This window comes from Planococcus sp. TJ-307, from assembly GCF_058268435.1.
In genome coordinates, this window is the sequence record NZ_JBZDOJ010000004.1 from 281,205 (window position 1) to 298,940 (window position 17,736).

The 17,736-nt window shown below is 43.2% G+C and carries 17 protein-coding genes; 12 read left to right on the top strand and 5 right to left on the bottom strand.

Annotated elements, in window-relative coordinates; all coding sequences use genetic code 11:
- Positions 1–376: 376 nt before the first annotated feature.
- Complete coding sequence (locus AC4EHK_RS15310) at positions 377–607, bottom strand: hypothetical protein (protein WP_490979654.1); 231 nt, start codon at positions 605–607, stop codon at positions 377–379.
- A 206-nt stretch (positions 608–813) separates the two neighbouring features.
- Here AC4EHK_RS15310 and desA point away from each other — a divergent pair, with 206 nt between their 5' ends.
- The 3 genes from desA (at position 814) to AC4EHK_RS15325 (ending at position 3,659) form a co-directional block, all read left to right on the top strand.
- A complete protein-coding gene (gene desA / locus AC4EHK_RS15315) occupies positions 814–1,833 on the top strand; it encodes a Delta(5) desaturase DesA (protein ID WP_490979655.1) in 1,020 nt (339 codons plus the stop codon).
- A gap of 93 nt (positions 1,834–1,926) precedes the next feature.
- Positions 1,927–3,063 carry a sensor histidine kinase gene (locus tag AC4EHK_RS15320; RefSeq protein WP_490979656.1) on the top strand — a complete coding sequence of 379 codons (1,137 nt, stop codon included), beginning with the start codon at positions 1,927–1,929 and terminating at the stop codon, positions 3,061–3,063.
- Complete coding sequence (locus AC4EHK_RS15325) at positions 3,060–3,659, top strand: response regulator (RefSeq protein WP_490979657.1); 600 nt, start codon at positions 3,060–3,062, stop codon at positions 3,657–3,659. The genes AC4EHK_RS15320 and AC4EHK_RS15325 overlap by 4 nt, the downstream gene beginning before the upstream one ends.
- 399 nt (positions 3,660–4,058) lie before the next feature.
- Here the strand turns inward: AC4EHK_RS15325 and AC4EHK_RS15330 are convergent, their stop codons facing one another.
- Entirely contained in the window at positions 4,059–4,265 is a 207-nt protein-coding gene (locus AC4EHK_RS15330) for a hypothetical protein (protein WP_490979658.1), read from the bottom strand.
- A 431-nt stretch (positions 4,266–4,696) separates the two neighbouring features.
- On the bottom strand, positions 4,697–5,059 hold the full coding sequence (locus tag AC4EHK_RS15335) for a DUF2188 domain-containing protein (RefSeq protein ID WP_490979659.1): 363 nt from the start codon (positions 5,057–5,059) through the stop codon (positions 4,697–4,699).
- 111 nt (positions 5,060–5,170) lie between these two features.
- Between AC4EHK_RS15335 and putP the strand changes: the two genes are divergently transcribed.
- Positions 5,171–6,691 (top strand): sodium/proline symporter PutP, encoded by a 1,521-nt coding sequence (putP, locus tag AC4EHK_RS15340; protein WP_490979660.1) that lies wholly within the window; start codon positions 5,171–5,173, stop codon positions 6,689–6,691.
- Between the two features lie 62 nt (positions 6,692–6,753).
- Here putP and AC4EHK_RS15345 read toward each other — a convergent pair whose 3' ends face one another.
- Complete coding sequence (locus AC4EHK_RS15345; RefSeq protein ID WP_490979661.1) at positions 6,754–8,304, bottom strand: BCCT family transporter; 1,551 nt, start codon at positions 8,302–8,304, stop codon at positions 6,754–6,756.
- Between the two features lie 195 nt (positions 8,305–8,499).
- On the opposite strand from AC4EHK_RS15345, the gene AC4EHK_RS15350 reads away from it, so the two are divergent.
- Positions 8,500–9,213, top strand: coding sequence for a VOC family protein (locus tag AC4EHK_RS15350; RefSeq protein ID WP_490979662.1), 714 nt, complete (start codon positions 8,500–8,502; stop codon positions 9,211–9,213).
- A 78-nt stretch (positions 9,214–9,291) separates the two neighbouring features.
- On the top strand, positions 9,292–10,563 hold the full coding sequence (gene hflX, locus AC4EHK_RS15355) for a GTPase HflX (RefSeq protein WP_490979663.1): 1,272 nt from the start codon (positions 9,292–9,294) through the stop codon (positions 10,561–10,563).
- Between the two features lie 93 nt (positions 10,564–10,656).
- Here hflX and AC4EHK_RS15360 read toward each other — a convergent pair whose 3' ends face one another.
- Positions 10,657–12,375: an ABC transporter ATP-binding protein gene (locus AC4EHK_RS15360; RefSeq protein WP_490979664.1), complete on the bottom strand. Its 1,719-nt coding sequence runs from the start codon at positions 12,373–12,375 to the stop codon at positions 10,657–10,659.
- Between the two features lie 197 nt (positions 12,376–12,572).
- On the opposite strand from AC4EHK_RS15360, the gene AC4EHK_RS15365 reads away from it, so the two are divergent.
- From AC4EHK_RS15365 to AC4EHK_RS15390, 6 genes are all read left to right on the top strand, one after another.
- Positions 12,573–13,445 (top strand): DUF6612 family protein, encoded by an 873-nt coding sequence (locus AC4EHK_RS15365; protein ID WP_490979665.1) that lies wholly within the window; start codon positions 12,573–12,575, stop codon positions 13,443–13,445.
- Between the two features lie 260 nt (positions 13,446–13,705).
- Complete coding sequence (locus AC4EHK_RS15370) at positions 13,706–14,656, top strand: ABC transporter permease (RefSeq protein WP_490979666.1); 951 nt, start codon at positions 13,706–13,708, stop codon at positions 14,654–14,656.
- Positions 14,649–15,599 carry an iron chelate uptake ABC transporter family permease subunit gene (locus AC4EHK_RS15375; RefSeq protein ID WP_490979667.1) on the top strand — a complete coding sequence of 317 codons (951 nt, stop codon included), beginning with the start codon at positions 14,649–14,651 and terminating at the stop codon, positions 15,597–15,599. Before AC4EHK_RS15370 ends, AC4EHK_RS15375 begins: the two co-directional genes overlap by 8 nt.
- On the top strand, positions 15,596–16,357 hold the full coding sequence (locus AC4EHK_RS15380; protein WP_490979668.1) for an iron ABC transporter ATP-binding protein: 762 nt from the start codon (positions 15,596–15,598) through the stop codon (positions 16,355–16,357). The genes AC4EHK_RS15375 and AC4EHK_RS15380 overlap by 4 nt, the downstream gene beginning before the upstream one ends.
- 20 nt (positions 16,358–16,377) lie before the next feature.
- A complete protein-coding gene (locus tag AC4EHK_RS15385; protein WP_490979669.1) occupies positions 16,378–17,340 on the top strand; it encodes a siderophore ABC transporter substrate-binding protein in 963 nt (320 codons plus the stop codon).
- A 19-nt stretch (positions 17,341–17,359) separates the two neighbouring features.
- Entirely contained in the window at positions 17,360–17,668 is a 309-nt protein-coding gene (locus AC4EHK_RS15390) for an antibiotic biosynthesis monooxygenase family protein (RefSeq protein WP_490979670.1), read from the top strand.
- Positions 17,669–17,736: the final 68 nt, after the last annotated feature.

A 17,736-nucleotide genomic window follows, 5' to 3' on the forward strand; every position in this document is an offset into this window, starting at 1 on the left:
AAGCACCCGTGTAGCTCTGACGGGCATAAGACAGACCGGCGAAGCGGCGTATTTTCAGCCGCACAGCCGGTCTGGCTTATGACCCCGAAGAGCTGGGTGCTAGAGTCTGGACATCAAAGAAAAGCGGAAGCACCCGTGTAGCTCTGACGGGCATAAGACAGACCGGCGAAGCGGCGTATTTTCAGCCGCACAGCCGGGTTGGCTTATGACCCCGAAGAGCTGGGTGCTGGAGTCTGGACATCAAAGAAAAGCGGAAGCGCCCGTGTAGCTCTGACGTGCATAAGGCAGACCGGCGAAGCGGCGTGGCTTATGACCCAAAGATCTGTAGAACAGAAAAAGACCCGCCACATTTTGAGTGGCGGGTCTTTTTCTGGTGTCATTTAAGCAGGAGATGCTCGTTCTTTTTAGCATCTTCCAATTTCATTTGTTCCAGTTCGAGGCGCATTTTCTGTGTTTCGATGACAAAATTTTCGTGTTTCAGCTTTTCGAGCTCGAGTTCGCTTTCAATCATCTTATGCTTTAATTTTGCCTGCGTTTGGAGGTGTGCGCTGATGATTCCTGCGAGTGGTATCGAAAAGACCATGATGACGGCTACAAGACCAGTCATATGACTCACTCCGTTCTGATTTTTCTGATTATGTTTAGTATACACATATCGCTTGTAATTTTAAAGAAGCAGTTTTCTTGAAATACATGACAACTGTCATATAGAAATATAGACGTTTGTGTCTTAAAGCTAGTCGGCTTTCCCTTTATGATTAGGGTAATAAGTTATTCGGACCAAAAAGTCCGTTCAAGGAGGAAGTTGAAGACATGAGCAGAGAAAAAACAGCGCAGTTACGCAAATTTGTCGCCCCTTTCGAAAAAGCAGACGTTAAAGCAAGTGTAAGACAAATAGCAAACACGATTCCACCTTTTATATTGGCCTGGTTTTTGGCTTACCAAGCACTTGATGTTTCAATTTGGTTGACCATTGCGCTATCAGCAGTAGCTGCCGCATTCGTTATCCGCACATTCATCATTTTCCATGACTGTACGCACGGATCGTTTTTCAAAAACAAAAAAGCAAATGCAGTTGTCGGCACCATCACAGGCATTATGACACTTTTTGCTTATGAAAAGTGGAAACGTGAGCACTCAATTCACCACGCTTCAAGTGGTAATCTTGATAAGCGTGGAGTCGGCGATATCTGGGTTATGACAATAGAAGAATATGTAGAAGCTTCAAAATGGGAACGTTTTAAATACCGCATGTACCGCAACCCATTGGTCATGTTCGGAATTGGGCCTCTATTCCTTGTCTTGATTTCAAGCCGTTTCAATCGTAAAGATGCACGCAAAAAAGAACGCAATAACACATACTTGATTAACTTTTCTCTAGTTGCCATCTATTCGCTTTTGATTTGGATAATCGGTTGGCAGGCATTCTTGATCGTTCAAGGAACTACAATGTTTATTGCTGGAGCATTCGGTATTTGGTTGTTCTACGTTCAGCACACATTTGAAGATTCGTATTTCGAAGACGAAAACGAATGGGATTATGTAAAAGCAGCGGTAGAAGGAAGCTCGTATTACCAGCTTCCAAAAGTATTGCAGTGGGTAACAGGAAATATCGGTTTCCACCACGTGCATCACTTGAGCCCGCGTGTTCCTAACTACAACTTGGAGAAAGCACATGTGTCTACTCCGCCGCTTCAACAAGCAACAACAATCAATATTAAATCGAGCCTTAAGTCTTTGCGCTACAAATTGTATGATGCGCCAAATAAAACATTCGTTACATTTGGTGATATCAAGCACTTGTTGGGCAGTTCGAAAACGGTTCAACAGTAAAAACGAGCAAAAGCCATTCTTAGCGGAATGGTTTTTTCTTTTGCCTATTATTTGCTATGATGAAACTACTATAGAAAGGAAGCGGAGGATCATATGCATAGCTGGTATCAAATATTTCCTAAAAATCCTTGGCTAAGTTTATATGCTTGGGTTATCTTTTGTATTTTGCCTTTCTTTTTTATTTTTCGCTCTTCTTTGATGCCTGAAATTATTTTCGGCATTTTACTTTTGCTGTTGTTCTTCATTGCATACAGGCTTTCTTTCAACTCACGAACCGGTTTTGTGTATGTGTGGGTAAGCTTTGAAATGGCGATTAATATTGGGATGATCTTGTTGTTCGGCTATGTTTACCTATCAATTTTTGTTGCTTTTTTTATTGGCAACCTGCGCAATAAAGTTGGCTTCTTCATTATTTATGGCATCCATATTGGGACAACGATTGCAGCTGTGGTATTTGGCTTTTTTGAACACAGTGAACTGTATCTTTCTCAGCTGCCGTTTATCGTGCTCAGTATTTTGGGCGTAATTCTTTTGCCTTTTAATACGTATAACCGCAATAAGCGGGAGAAACTGGAAGGCCAGCTCGAAGACGCCAATAAGCGGATTTCCCAATTGGTGATCATCGAAGAGCGTGAACGGATTGCGCGTGACCTTCACGATACGTTAGGCCAAAAGTTGTCGTTGATTGGATTAAAAAGTGATTTGGCGGGTAAATTAATTTACAGGGATCCAGAATCTGCTTTAAATGAAATCAATGATGTCCGGCAGACAGCCCGTACGGCGCTAAAAGAAGTGCGGGAGCTAGTATCCAATATGCGAGGTACCAAGCTGGATGAAGAATTGCTCCGAATCCAGCAAATTTTAAATGCTGCAGAAATCGATTTTGTGTTCTACGGTTCGCCGCAGCTGACCAATACACCACTGTTGGTGGAAAATGTCCTCAGCATGTGCCTGAAAGAAGCCGTGACAAACGTAGTCAAACATAGCGATGCGACACGCTGCAGCGTGTTGATCAAACAAAATCCTGAAGAGATATTGGTACAGGTACAGGATGACGGCAAAGGATTCCCGGAAGGAAATACTTCCTTGAAGGGGAACGGTCTTGCTGGTATGCGTGAGCGTTTGGAATTTGTCAACGGTTCGGTGGATATTAAAGAAATGGACGGCACAACTTTGAATATTCGTGTGCCAAATGTGATTTTGTATAGTTCAAAGGAGGCGGTGAAATGATTCGAATCGTATTAGCTGAAGATCAGCGCATGATGCTGGGAGCTTTAGGGTCGTTATTGGATCTGGAAGATGATCTGGAAGTGGTTGGCAAAGCGGCAAATGGCGAAGAGGTCATTGAGCTTGTGGAAAAGCTGCAGCCTGATATTTGCATCATGGACATTGAAATGCCGTTAAAGAGTGGGTTGGATGCCGCAGAAATCCTGAAGGAGCAGCCTTGTAAAATCATTATTTTGACTACCTTTGCACGTTCAGGCTATTTTGAACGTGCAAGAAAAGCGGGAGTCAGCGGCTATTTGCTGAAAGACAGCCCAAGTGAAGATTTGGCCACATCCATTCGGACGATTATGGATGGACGCCGTATTTACGCGCCAGAGCTGGTGGACTTAGCTTATGCTGACGAAAATCCATTAACTGAACGTGAGAGCCAAGTGATGGAACTGATTGCCGAGGGGCGAAGCACGAAAGAAATCGCTAAAGAACTGTTTATCACAACGGGAACTGTTCGAAATTATATTTCGACCATTCTGGACAAGCTCGAGGTCAGTAATCGGATTGAAGCTATTTCCCGTTTTAAAGAAAAAGGCTGGTTCAAATAAAATGCCGCTGTCAACTGTTTTATTAAAAGTCTAGAGATGTTGCAATAGACTTGCTATAATTGAAACTTTTATAAAATGTGCAACATTGTATTGAACTTTTTTGGCTAAACTAATATTTATTAAAATGAAAAGAAGGCTTGTGAAGTGTTTTGATACACTTACGGGCCTTCTTTTTGTTGCTATTCCAATTCCGGTAGAAAAATGAATTGCCTGAAATAGGGAGGAGTGTCACATTTGATGTAAACAGATAATAACGTTATTTAACTTATTATTCACAAATCTGTGCAACGAGGAGCACAGAACTCCTTATTACATTAATTTATAAAATTCTTTTAAAAAGTAAGTAGATGGAGATTAGAACAACTTTAAATAATGAAAAAACCAGGTCCAGTAGTTAGTCTATAACTGTTTTTTTTGTTTCCCGGATTTCTTGTTTGTATAAATAACGTAAATAACGTTTAGAATAAACAATACTATTGCGGATATTAAAAAGCCAAGTATTCCAGCATAATTAGGACCCGTTATTAAGAAGAAAATAGAAGCTAACACAAACGCAGTAAAGCCAGCCATACTCATTTTCCAACGGGAATTATCTAATCTCTCCATATCAGCGCCCCCTTCTTATACAAATAGTAATTATCTCAAAAATTAGTACTATGACTCATTGAAGAAAAAGTAGATTAAAACAATTTAATCTGTCGGAGGTAGAAGGGGTGATTATCTTTAAATACTACTATCTAATACTTACATTCAACATATTTCGAACAGTACTCATGCTCACTCAATTAATAATCCGTAAAAAAAGAGTATTCACTCTATTTTAATATCTTTTTACCACAATTGTAAAACGTTTAACCGTTTAATAAACATATGTAAAGTTAATCGAAATAAAAATACACATTACTAAAAGTAATTTTTAGTGATGTGTATTTTTATTATGTGTGTAACATTATAAACAAGATACGAAAAGATGAGTCCCCATGTACAATCACTTGTTTTAATATTACAGAGTAACAGCGGCGTTTTTTATTCTATCTTTATTCATAGAGGGTATCAGAAAGCGAGTTGTCTTCGTTATAAATGTGAAGCTCTCCGTGATTTTTGTTGACGTAGCGCTTGGCTTCTCCCATCAGGCTTTCCTTGGTTTCTTCGATCAGAATGGCTCTCTTGCTATCCTTTTTCTTTAGCTGCCAGCCTTCGTCGTGTTTTCTGATTTCATAAACCGGTCGGTCTTCATCTCCAGTCACACTTTTTTGAGCTCGGTCTAAAGCAATCGGAATGGCGCGATTTTCCTCGTAACCGTCCCGGAGCAATGCGTTAGCGATCTCAATGGCTTTGTCGCGGACAGCATTGTCTAGATTTTTAAACGAATTGGGATAATCATTTTTGCTCCATGGCATCATAATCTCCTCCTTGAGATTCTTTTCCCCGCTAGTGCAAACGGTAAAACCAAAAATGGGACTTTAAAAATGTGTCAATAATGTTACACTGTAAAACAAGGAGGGGATAAAATGACAGATACTACATATCAAATCATTGCTTTAGCTATTTATCTGGCTGCCATGCTCTTTATTGGCTGGTATGCTTATCGAAAAACTGCCGATTTATCCGACTACATGTTAGGGGGAAGGGGACTCGGGCCGGCAGTTGCTGCACTTAGTGCTGGTGCTTCCGATATGTCCGGATGGCTCTTGCTCGGCTTGCCAGGTGCGATCTATCTTGGTGGATTGGTTGAAGTATGGATCGCGATCGGCTTAACAATCGGTGCCTTTTTAAACTGGTTCTTTGTGGCGCCTCGCTTACGAATTTATTCGTTTGTGACCAGTGATTCTATCACAATTCCAAGTTTCTTGGAGAATCGTTTAAAAGACAAATCCCGATTATTAAGAATTGTTGCCGGTATTATCATTCTAATATTTTTTACATTTTACGTTTCTTCCGGAATGGTCGCTTCGGGTCTGTTCTTCCAAAGTTCATTCGGAATGGACTATCATTTAGGGTTAGTTCTGGGATCAATTGTTGTTGTAGCCTATACGCTGTTCGGCGGGTTCCTCGCTGTCAGCTACACGGATTTCGTCCAAGGCATCATGATGGTAGTCGCTTTGATCGCAGTTCCAGCAGTAGGGATTTTTGCGACAGGCGGATTTGGCGAAACAGCTGCCAGCATCCGCGAAGTGGATCCAAATATGATGAGTTTGGTTTCGGGAGCCTCTACAATCGGAGTTATTTCTGCGGTAGCTTGGGGACTTGGTTACTTTGGCCAGCCGCATATCATCGTCCGTTTTATGGCTATTAAAACACTGAAAGAAGTTCGTATAGCCCGCCGTATCGGTATGGGCTGGATGATTTTCAGTCTTCTCGGAGCAACGGCAACTGCGCTTATCGGGATTGCTTACTTCCAGCAAAATCCTTCCGCCACTCTAGTGGATCCTGAATCGGTATTTCTGGACTTGAGCCAGATCCTGTTCCATCCATTGATTGCTGGATTTGTATTGGCAGCTGTTCTAGCTGCGGTTATGAGTACAATTTCGTCGCAGCTATTGGTCAGTTCTTCTGCTTTGATTGAAGATTTATACAAGATTGCTTTTAAGAAAGAATCGTCGCCAAAAGGCTATGTAAATTTAGGGCGCATCGCTGTTGCTTTGATTGCCGTTATTGCCGCATACCTGGCATGGGAACAAAACAACACGATCTTAGGTCTGGTTGCTTATGCGTGGGCAGGATTTGGTGCTGCTTTCGGGCCAATTATCTTACTGTCTCTATTCTGGCGCAAGCTTACTTCAAAAGGTGCTTTGGCCGGGATGATTGTCGGAGCCGTAACAGTTATCGTGTGGGATTCACTCGGTACTGTTGCAGAAGATCCTGGAGCAACTGAAACATCCAATTTTATTGGCAGTGTTTACGAAATCATTCCAGGCTTCTTCCTGTGTCTTCTTGTGACTTGGCTCGTCAGTCTGGTGACTTACAAACCTGATGCACAAATTGATAAGGAATTTGATGAAACAGTTCGTTTGATCAACGAAGATAAATAATTTTCTAAACAAAAAGGCGTGCGGCTACTTCCAGTTGGAAGAGCCACACGCTTTTTTGTTGATCATTTATTCCGCTGCTTTCGGGCTTCCTGTTCCATACGCTTGAATCGCTGCAATTCAGATTTTCGAATTGGCGGTGATTCTGTGCGAATGATTTTCGTGAAGGACCAAAGCATTAATACGAGCAGTACGGTAAACGGCAGAGCCGATATGAGCGAAGCTGTTTGAAGAGCTTCGAGTCCGCCTGCATAAAGCAAAACAGCTGCAATGGCAGACATCAGGATGCCCCACACAATTTTAAACGCTGTTGGTGGATTTAAGCTTCCGAAACTGGTCATAGAAGCCAAAATGTAAGTAGCCGAGTCGGCAGAAGTCACTAAGAACGTGAAAATCAACAGAATGGCAAGAACCGACATAATGGTTGTCAGCGGCAAGACATCAAAAGTTTGGAACAAAGCAGATGTTAAGTCGTTGTTGACAGCTTCAGCGATACCAGTACCTTGATTCAAGTCATACCAAAGTGCTGTCCCGCCAAAGACTGCGATCCATAGGCAAGCGATTGCCGGGGGAATGACAAGTACGCCCATGACGAATTCACGGATTGTCCGTCCTCTTGATACACGTGCGACAAAGGCGCCAACAAATGGTGACCAGGCAATTGCCCAAGCCCAATAGAAAATTGTCCACCCTTGCACCCAACTGCCATCTGCATAAGGTTCAAGGCGAAGGCTGTAAGTGACAAAGTTGGTGATGTAGTCGCCCATCGCCAATGTGAAGGTCTCCATAATGAAGACGGTTGGACCTGCAATGAAAACAAATACCATCAGGACCAAAGCCAATCCAAGGTTCAAATTGCTTAAGTAGGCAATCCCTTTTTTTAAGCCAGTGGAAGAAGACAAGGTATAAGCTGCGAACATAACTGCAATAATTCCCAGCTGTACTGGGAAAGCATTGTCGATGCCGAATACGGCATTCAGTCCGCCGTTCATTTGAAGAACACCCAGTCCGAGAGATGTAGCAATTCCCATGACGGTAGCGATGACAGCAAGAGAGTCAATAGAATGTTTGACCAGCGGTTTGCTGCCGAGTACTGGTTCTAAAGCTGTGGAAACCAAGCCTGGTTTCTTTTTGCGGAATTGCAGAAATCCAATGACGAGTCCGACAATGGCAAATACCGACCATTGGCTGACGCCCCAGTGGAAAAATGAGTAGCCCATGGCAATTCTCGCGGCTTCCGGCGTTTGTGCTTCATTGCCGAAAGGAGTGGTGAAAAAATGGCTCATTGGTTCAGCTACGCCCCAAAAGACGAGACCTGCTCCAAATCCGGCAGAAAACAGCATGCCGATCCAAGTAAAGAAGGGGAATTCCGGACGGTCGCTGTCGGCTCCAAGCCGAATGCCGCCATATTTGGACAATGCGATGATAATAAGGAAGAGGGTAATGACAAATACAGCAAGCAAGTAAAACCAGCCAAAATTCAAGGTGGTGAAATTAAACAAACTTCCCGCTACTTCCCCGAACTGATTTGGTGTAACCGCGCCTAGAACAACTAGTATGAGAATAACAGCGGCGGATACAATAAATACGGGATTTTTCAATAATTTTTTATCCATCGTGACCTCCTATAAGTTTTTCTATAGTTTACCCTACCGAATATGCGGCGTAAAAACCACCCATATTGGTAAAAAAATCAAAATTATTGTTAAAATCTTTGTTTTACCTGTTTAGATTTTCAATTTCTCACTACTTAAAGGAAACTGACGAAAAGATGGCGAACGGTATAGCATGACAAAATTGTGAGGTGTTTTATGAAGTTGGATCATATTGTTCATTTCGTTCGAAAAAATCCACAGGAGGCAACCGCTCTCTGGAGAGAAAAAGGATTCCATGCGGCTGTAGGGGGTCAGCATATCAACTGGGGAACACATAACGCGCTGTTGTATGTAAAAGATTGCTATATCGAATGGTTGTCGGTCGAGAAGGAGGAAGTTGCCTCCCGCGCCGATCATCCACTTACCCGGCAGCTGCTCCATGACCAGGTAGGCTTTGGGACAGTTTGTTTGCGCACCAGCAATATTCGGTCAGTAAATGATGATTTAAAAGAACGGGGAATCCGTACTTCAGGCGTTCTGGATGCTGAACGGCGTACTGAAGCCGGCCAACTGATCCAGTGGAAAATGCTGTTCATTGAGGAAGAGGCATCATCTCAGCTCCCTTCTCCATTTTTCATTGAATGGCAGGAATCAGACCAAGAGCGTTACAAGAAATTAAAGGAAAACGGCGCTATTCTGCAATCAAATGCAGAACTTGCAATTGAACGCTGTGTTTTTGGGGTATGGAATCCTGAGGAAGCTGTGCAGAGGTGGCAGAAACTCCTGGGCGGCAGCTTAGAGCTGGAGAATTGCCAAATTGAATTCAGAAAAACCGATCGTTCAAAAGAGCGGCTGGAAGAAGTGCATTTTGAAAAAGGTGTAGAGCCGGTTGAATTTGAACAAGGTGAGTACTGGCTGCCCCGCTTGTAGCCGGGCAGCAGAGAAACTGTGGTAAAATGAAGGAATCGAATAGGGAGTTTTCTTTCCTGAACTAGGAGGACATGATAAATGGATGAATTACAAGAAAAAGCGGTCATTGTCGGTGTCCAGCTTCAAAAAGACCTTCATTTCGCATATGGAATGGAAGAATTGCGCAATTTAGCAGAAGCCTGCAATGTTGAAGTGGCCGGTGAAATTACCCAAAACCTGGATCGCATCAATCCTTCCCATTATGTGGGAAGCGGAAAAGTTGAAGAAATCAAAGCTTTTTATGAAGAAACCGACGCGAATCTGGTTATCTTTAATGACGAGCTGTCGCCATCGCAAATCCGGAATCTTGAAGAAGACCTGGAATGCAAAGTAATTGACCGAACGATGCTGATTTTGGATATTTTCTCGCGGCGTGCAAAAACGCGCGAAGCACAAGTTCAGGTAGAACTAGCGCAGCTTCAATACATGCTGCCGCGATTGATTGGCTTGCGTGCGTCGCTTGGCCGCCAAGGCGGAAGCAGCAGCGGAGGCGTAGCCAACCGTGGAGCCGGTGAAACCAAACTGGAGCTGGACCGCCGGAAAATTGAAGACCAGATTTCAAAACTGCACAAAGAACTGGAGCACATTAAAGACCAACGCGTTACACAGCGCAAACAACGCACCAAAAAGGGCATGCCTGTCGTCTCGCTGGTCGGCTACACGAATGCTGGAAAGTCGACAATCATGAACGGATTGTTGACGAAAACTGGACAAAATGAAGAAAAGCAAGTGTTTGAAAAAGACATGCTGTTTGCTACACTCGAAACTTCTGTCCGCCAGATTGTGTTAGAAGACAATAAAAGTTTCCTGCTGACAGATACAGTAGGCTTTGTCAGCAAGCTGCCGCATCACTTGGTAAAAGCGTTCCGTTCCACGTTGGAAGAAGCGAGAAATGCGGACTTGCTGCTGCATGTAGTGGATGTTTCCAACGAAGAACACCGCTACATGATGGAAGTGACAAATTTGACTTTGCAGGCTGTTGGAGTAGAAAATGTGCCAACGCTGTACGTTTACAATAAATCAGATCTGGCCGGTGTCCGTTATCCAGAAGTGACCGGAGACGGCGTATGGATTGCTGCAAAAGAAGGCAAAGGACTCGACGAACTGCTGGAAGTCGTCAAAAAACGAATTTTTGCAGATTATGTTACATGCCGTATGGTTATTCCATTCGATCGTGGGGACATTGTCGCTTATTTGAACGAACAAGCCAGCATTCTTGAGACAGAATACGAAGAAGAAGGCACGGTCTTAAAAGTAGAAATGAGCCACGAGGATTACGATCGCTACCAGGAATTTGTCGTCGGCAGCTAAAAAGAAAAAGACGCATCTCATTTTTATGAGATGCGTCTTTTTTACTTGCTCTTAAACTAGTTTGTTTATATCGCCATCACAATTCAAATGGTTTTATTGCTGAAACTGAATGCGATGGAGGTTGGCGAAAATGCCGTCGCTTTCCAGCAGTTCGCTGTAGCCGCCTTGCTCGGCAATCCCATCTTCTGTCACGACGATTACACGATCCGCATCACGTATTGTAGCGAGGCGATGCGCGATAATCAAAGTTGTGCGGTTTTCCGCAAGCTCTGCTAATGCTTCTTGGATGACGCGCTCTGTCTGCGTATCAAGTGCAGATGTCGCTTCATCCAGAATCAGGATTGGTGGATTTTTTAGGAACATGCGCGCGATTGCCAGGCGCTGTTTTTGGCCGCCGGACAATTTCAATCCACGTTCCCCGATTTGCGTATCATAGCCTTGCGGCAATTTCAGCACGAAATCTTCCAAATGAGCTTTTTTAGCAGCTGCTAAAATTTCTTCTTCGCTGGCATCCCGTTTGCCGTATGCAATGTTCTCACGGATGGTTCCTGTAAACAAGAAGACATCCTGTTGGACGATGCCGATTTGTGAGCGCAGCGAATGTTTGGTCATGTCCCGAATATCCATGCCATCAATGGAGATGCTGCCTTCCTGGATGTCATAAAATCGTGGAATCAATGAACAAATGGTTGTTTTGCCGGCGCCTGAAGGACCAACAAAGGCAACGGTTTCTCCGGCACGCAAGTTCAAATCAATGCCTGATAACACAGGCTTGTTGTCATCATAACCGAAATGAACGTCTTCAAATGTAATATTACCGGTTAAGTTCCCGACAGCGACGGCGCCTTTACGGTCATTGATGTCAGGTGCTTGTTCGATCAATTCGCGGAAGCGGCTAAAGCCGGCCATGCCTTTTGGATAAAGCTCGAGCAATGCACTAATTTTATCGATTGGCTTGATCAAAACGTTTAGGAACAGGACGAAACTGACAAGTTCTCCGTAAGATAACTCACCTTGGAAGTTAAGCCATGCACCATAAACAAGGACAACCAAGGTCAGAAGGCGGGTCATCATATAAATACTCGAATGTGTGGCTGCCATCACTTTGTATGCGATCAGCTTTGCCAAGCGAAAACGGTCGTTATCTGATTTGAAGCGTTCGATTTCAAACTCTTCGTTTGTGAACGACTGAACCACACGTGCTCCTGAAACACTGTCTTCTACACGTCCATTAACGTCAGCAATTTTGCCGTACATGCTGCCCCATGCTTGATTCATCTTAATATTGCAGAACGTGATAAGCCAAATCAGGAATGGAATGACGATCAGCGTCACGAGTGCAAGTTTCGGATTGATCCAAAACATGATGCCGAATGCTCCGAAAAAGGTCATAATGGCGATAAAGAAATCTTCCGGCCCGTGATGGGCAAGTTCGCCGATGTCAAATAAATCATTGGTAACGCGGCTCATGATATGGCCGGTTTTGGTGTTATCAAAAAACCGGAAAGATTGCCGTTGAACGTGAGTGAATAACTCTTCTCTCATATCTGTTTCGATATTGATCCCTAGTTTATGGCCCAAGTAGCTGACGATATACTGTAAAAATGTACTCAATAGGAAAACGGCCAACAGCAGGAAACTGATTGTCGTAATGGTTCCCCAGTCACCGCTTGGCAACAGGTCGTCAATGAACCATTGAACAGCCACTGGAAATGCAAGCTCGAGAATCGCTACGAGCACAGCACTTGAAAAATCAATAATAAACAGCCGTTTGTGCGGCTTATAATAGCTGAAAAAATGTTTTAATCTCAAAAAATCCACCTCGTTTTTCTTGTCACAATGAAAAGTATAATCTAAATTGAAGAAATAAACGAATAGAATTTGGGTAAACAAGGAATATGAAACTATTTCCAATGTTTTTCGTAAAGAATTAAGAAGACTAACTCAACGAACTTGTTTGATTGCGTTGAGTGTTGAAAAGAACGGTAACCAATACGACTTAGAGGAGAGTGAACGTTTTGAAAAAATGGATCATGTTTATGAGCTCAGCTACTTTAGCCATAGGGCTATCTGCTTGCAGCGAAACAGCGGAACCGGTTTCTGGAGACGAAGCCGCACAAGGGGAAGACAGCGAGTTAACGGCTGAAGAGGTGTATACAAAATCGATGGAAGCTTCTGAGGGAATTACCAGTTTGCACGCAGATATTTTAACCGATCAGGTAATGGCTATGGAAGCTGAGGGCATGGAAATGAACATGACAATGGATTCTGCGATGGATATGACGATTGAGCCATTGGCATTTCATCAAACTGCAGAAACCTCTATTGTATCCGAGGATATAGAAAATGCTGATCCGATGAGCATGGAGATGTATTTTACGGATCAGGGCATGTTTATGTATGAAGGAACAATGGCTACTTGGCTGAAAATGCCAGACGAGAGCATTGAGGATTTAAAGAGCTTGGCTGATCAGCAAACCGCCGATCCTTCTCAACAGCTTGAAGAGTTGGCCGAGTTCCAGGAAGATTTTACATTTGAACAGTCTGAAGAGGAATACATTCTCACTCTCGATGCATCAGGGGAGAAATTCCAGGAGTTGATGGATCAACAATTGGAAAAAACCTTGGGACAAATGGAAATAGAAGCACAGATGGTACTTGAAGACATGAATATTCATTCGGTCAACTACGTTATCTATATCGACAAAGAAACGTTCCTGACTACGAGCATGGACATGATGATGGATATGGACATGAATATTGAAGGTGAAACGATGAATATCAAGTCGGATGTTCAGGCTGACTACAGTGAATACAACGAGATCGAAGCAATCACCGTGCCTGCTGAAGTGCTGGAGCAAGCTCAGGAAATTGCAGGTTAATTGGGCAAGGCGATTCCTGTGCGGTGACTGAAGAAGTAAAGCAGCTAAATATTGAAAAAGAGCGTGCCATTTTCTGGCACGCTCTTTTTTCGATGGCACTCTTTCGTGTGTGACTAACTTTCTCATCTAAATGAAAATAATTCTCAATTATTTATTGACTCTTTCTTACATCATGCTATACTAAAACTTGTAAGTCAGTGATAATGATTATCATTATCGAATAATCAATATTCTTAATTGAGGACAGATGAGGGACAGTAATGAAAAAACGTTATTTAATACCAACATTGATCATACTGTCGATTGTTTCCTTGTTTGTCGGAGTCAGCAGTATCAGCATCGTTGATTTGTTTGACTTTCAGTCGGAAGAGACACAAATATTCCTGATCAGCCGTCTGCCAAGGCTGGTCGCGATTTTGCTGGCTGGTGCAGGAATGAGTATGGCAGGACTCATCATGCAGCAGTTAAGCCGCAATAAGTTCGTGTCTCCGACGACGGCAGGTACATTAGACGCCACTCGGCTTGGGATTCTCGTGTCGATGCTGTTGTTTGCAAACGCATCGATGCTGGAAAAAATGACAGTGGCGTTCGCTTTTGCGCTTGCCGGCACGTTTCTTTTCATGCAAATACTGAACCGCATCAAATTCAAAGATGCTATATTCATTCCTTTAGTTGGTTTGATGTTCGGGAACATCCTGTCTTCCATTACAACGTTTTTCGCTTACAGGGCGGACGTGATACAAAATATGTCCGCTTGGCTGCAAGGTGACTTTTCGATGGTCATGAAGGGGAGTTATGAACTTCTCTACATCAGCGTTCCGGTCTTTGTTATCGCTTATCTTTACGCCAACCGCTTTACGGTAGCAGGAATGGGCGAAGACTTCTCCAAAAATTTGGGGATGAAGTACCGGAGCGTCGTCAACATCGGTTTGGTGCTCGTGGCTTTGATTACAGCGACGGTTGTTTTGACGGTAGGGGTTATCCCATTCCTTGGGTTGATCATTCCGAACATTGTCTCGATCTTCAAAGGAGATCATTTACAAAAAACATTGCCGCATACTGCAATGCTTGGAGCCATTTTCTTGCTGGTGTGCGATATCTTGGGAAGAGTGCTGATTTACCCGTATGAGATTTCCATCAGCTTGATGGTCGGCGTTATCGGAAGCTTCATTTTCCTCTTCTTGTTGTTTAGGAGGAAAGCATATGCGTGACCTACATAAAATGCTGATCTTAGTCGGCTTGGCTTTAGCAGCTTGTGGCGTTTATCTATTCCATGATTTGAATGGAAGTTTTGATTATGCATTGCCGCGGCGTGGCGTCAAAGTGTTTGCCATGGTGCTGACAGGAGTCGCCATCGCTTATGCGACAGTTGTCTTCCAGACAATTACCCATAACCGGATCCTGACGCCGAGCATTATGGGTTTGGATTCCTTGTATATGCTGCTTCAGACGGTGTTAATCTTTTTCCTCGGATCAGATCATGTAACTATTGTGAACAAGCAAGTGAATTTCATGCTGTCGATTGCTGTCATGGTTATCTTCGCATTGTTGTTTTACCGCTTGCTTTTCAAAAAGAATGATCGGCCGATTTACTTTCTCCTGTTGGTCGGCATCATTTGTGGAACGTTCTTTGGCAGTATCACGACTTTCTTGCAAGTCTTAATCGATCCCAATGAATTTTCAATCATCCAAGACCGGATGTTTGCCAGCTTTAACAATGTCAATTCAGATTTGGTGTGGACCTCCTTCGTCATCATCACCCTGTTGATTGCATTTGCCTGGAAACAAAATTCATCGCTGGATGTTCTGACGCTGGGGCGTGATACAGCCATCAATCTGGGCGTAGATTACGACGCCTTGGTAAAACAGATGCTAGTGCTATCGGCGGTATTGATTGCCATTGCCACGGCGCTGGTTGGACCGATTACCTTTTTCGGTTTGATTGTCGCCAACTTGTCCTATCAATTCTTTACCTCATACAAACATTCGGTTTTATTGATAGGGTCGATTGTCATTAGCATAGTGGCCTTAGTCGGTGGCCAGTGGGTAGTGGAGCGGATCTTCACGTTCAATACGACATTGAGCGTCATCATCAATTTCATCGGTGGAATTTATTTCATCTATCTACTATTAAAGGAGAGTCGATCTAAATGATCCAAGTTCGTGAATTGACAAAACTGTACGGGAAAAAAACAGTGGTGGAAAATGTCTCTGTGAACATTCAACGCGGCCAGATTACATCCTTTATCGGGCCGAACGGCGCTGGGAAATCGACCCTGCTTTCGATGGTCAGCCGGCTGTTGGATGCGGATACCGGTGAAGTGCTTATTGATTCAACTAATACCAAAAAGTTGAAGTCCAATGAGTTTTCAAAACGTGTATCGATCTTAAAGCAGTCCAACTTTATGAATGTCCGTTTGACCATTCGCGAGCTTGTCTCTTTTGGCCGTTTTCCTTACTCAAAAGGCCGCTTGAACGATGAAGATGAAAAAATGGTGGACCAGTCAATCGACTATATGGATTTAAAGGAAATGGAAAACTCCTACCTGGATGAACTTTCAGGAGGGCAGCGACAGCGCGCATTTATCGCCATGGTTATTGCGCAGGATACCGATTATATTCTGTTGGATGAACCGTTAAACAACCTGGACATGAAGCATTCGGTCCAAATCATGAAGATTTTGCGCCGCTTGGTCGACGATCTTGGCAAAACAGTCGTCATTGTTCTTCATGACATCAACTTTGCATCCGTGTATTCTGACCGCATCGTAGCTTTGAAAAATGGCCGTGTGGTAAAAGACGGGACGACAGAAGAAATTATTCAAAGTGCAGCATTAAAAGAAATTTATGACATGGATATCCCGATTCAGCAGATGAACGATTGCCGAATCTGCGTGTATTTCAATTCTTAAAAAGAGGAGCTCGAAACAATATGAAAAAATGGTTATTAACAGCCTTCACCCTAATGATGGTCGCTTTCCTGGCGGCTTGTGGATCAACTGAAGAAACAACCGAGTCTGACACGGCAAACGCTGGAGCAGAAGAAACAGAAGAAATGACAGTAACACACGAACTTGGAGAAACGACATTCAACAAAAATCCTGAAAAAGTAGTGGTTTTTGACTTTGGTGTACTGGATTCAATGGACCAATTAGAAATTGACGCTGTTGCAGGGGTTCCTCAAGCGAACATTCCTGCTTACCTTGAAGAAGAATATGGCAACACAGAGAAATATGAAAATGTCGGTACATTAAAAGAAGCAGATTTTGAAGCGATTCATGCAATGGAGCCTGATTTGATTATTATTTCTGGGCGCCAGGCTGAAATGTATGAAGAATTTTCGGATATTGCACCAACGATTCATATGGCAGTAGATACAGAAAATTATATGGAATCATTTGAAGAGAACATGACCACTCTTGGCGAAATCTTCGCTAAAGAAGATCAAGTCGTTGAAGAACTGGCAGCGATTGATGCACAAATCGAAGAAGTAAAAGCAACAGTAAGTGAGTCGGATGAAAAAGCATTGATTACTTTGGCGAATGAAGGAAAAGTAAGTGCTTATGGTGCAGCTTCTCGTTTCGGAATTATTCATGATGTGTTCGGCGTTCAACAAGCGGATGAAGGCATTGAAGCTTCGACACACGGGCAAAGCATCTCTTTTGAATACATCCTGGAAACCAACCCAGATATGATGTTCGTTGTTGACCGCAACGCGGCTGTCGGAAACGAAGCAAGTGCTGCAGATTCTCTTGAAAATGAATTGGTTCAAAAAACAACTGCATATAAAAATGAGAAAATCATCTATTTAGATCCAGACTTCTGGTACTTGTCAGGTGGCGGATTGCAGTCTGTCGCACAAATGGTAACGGATGTACAAACGGCATTTGAATAAATATGAAGGAGCGGATTGCATGTTCGTTCAAATGAAGCGAATTGTCGTAAAAGAAGGATTTGCAGAACTTGTATTAAATCGCTTTTCTGGCGAAGGCAGGCTTGAAAAACAGCCAGGTTATATCGACCGTACAGTACTGAAGAAAAATGTGCGCAGAGGCGACGAAGAAGTAATCGTTTATGTGCGCTGGGAATCAGAAAGTGACTGGAAAAATTGGGAGAAGCATCCTGATCATATTGCAGGCCACAAAGCCAATATCGGCAAACCGAAACCCGATCATGTTATCGAGTCATCGCAAAACACCTATCACGTTCACGCTGTAAGATGAGAAAAGGCGAACCCCAAGCGGTTCGCCTTTTTTGATGAGTTTTCACAAATCTGCAATAAATATTATAT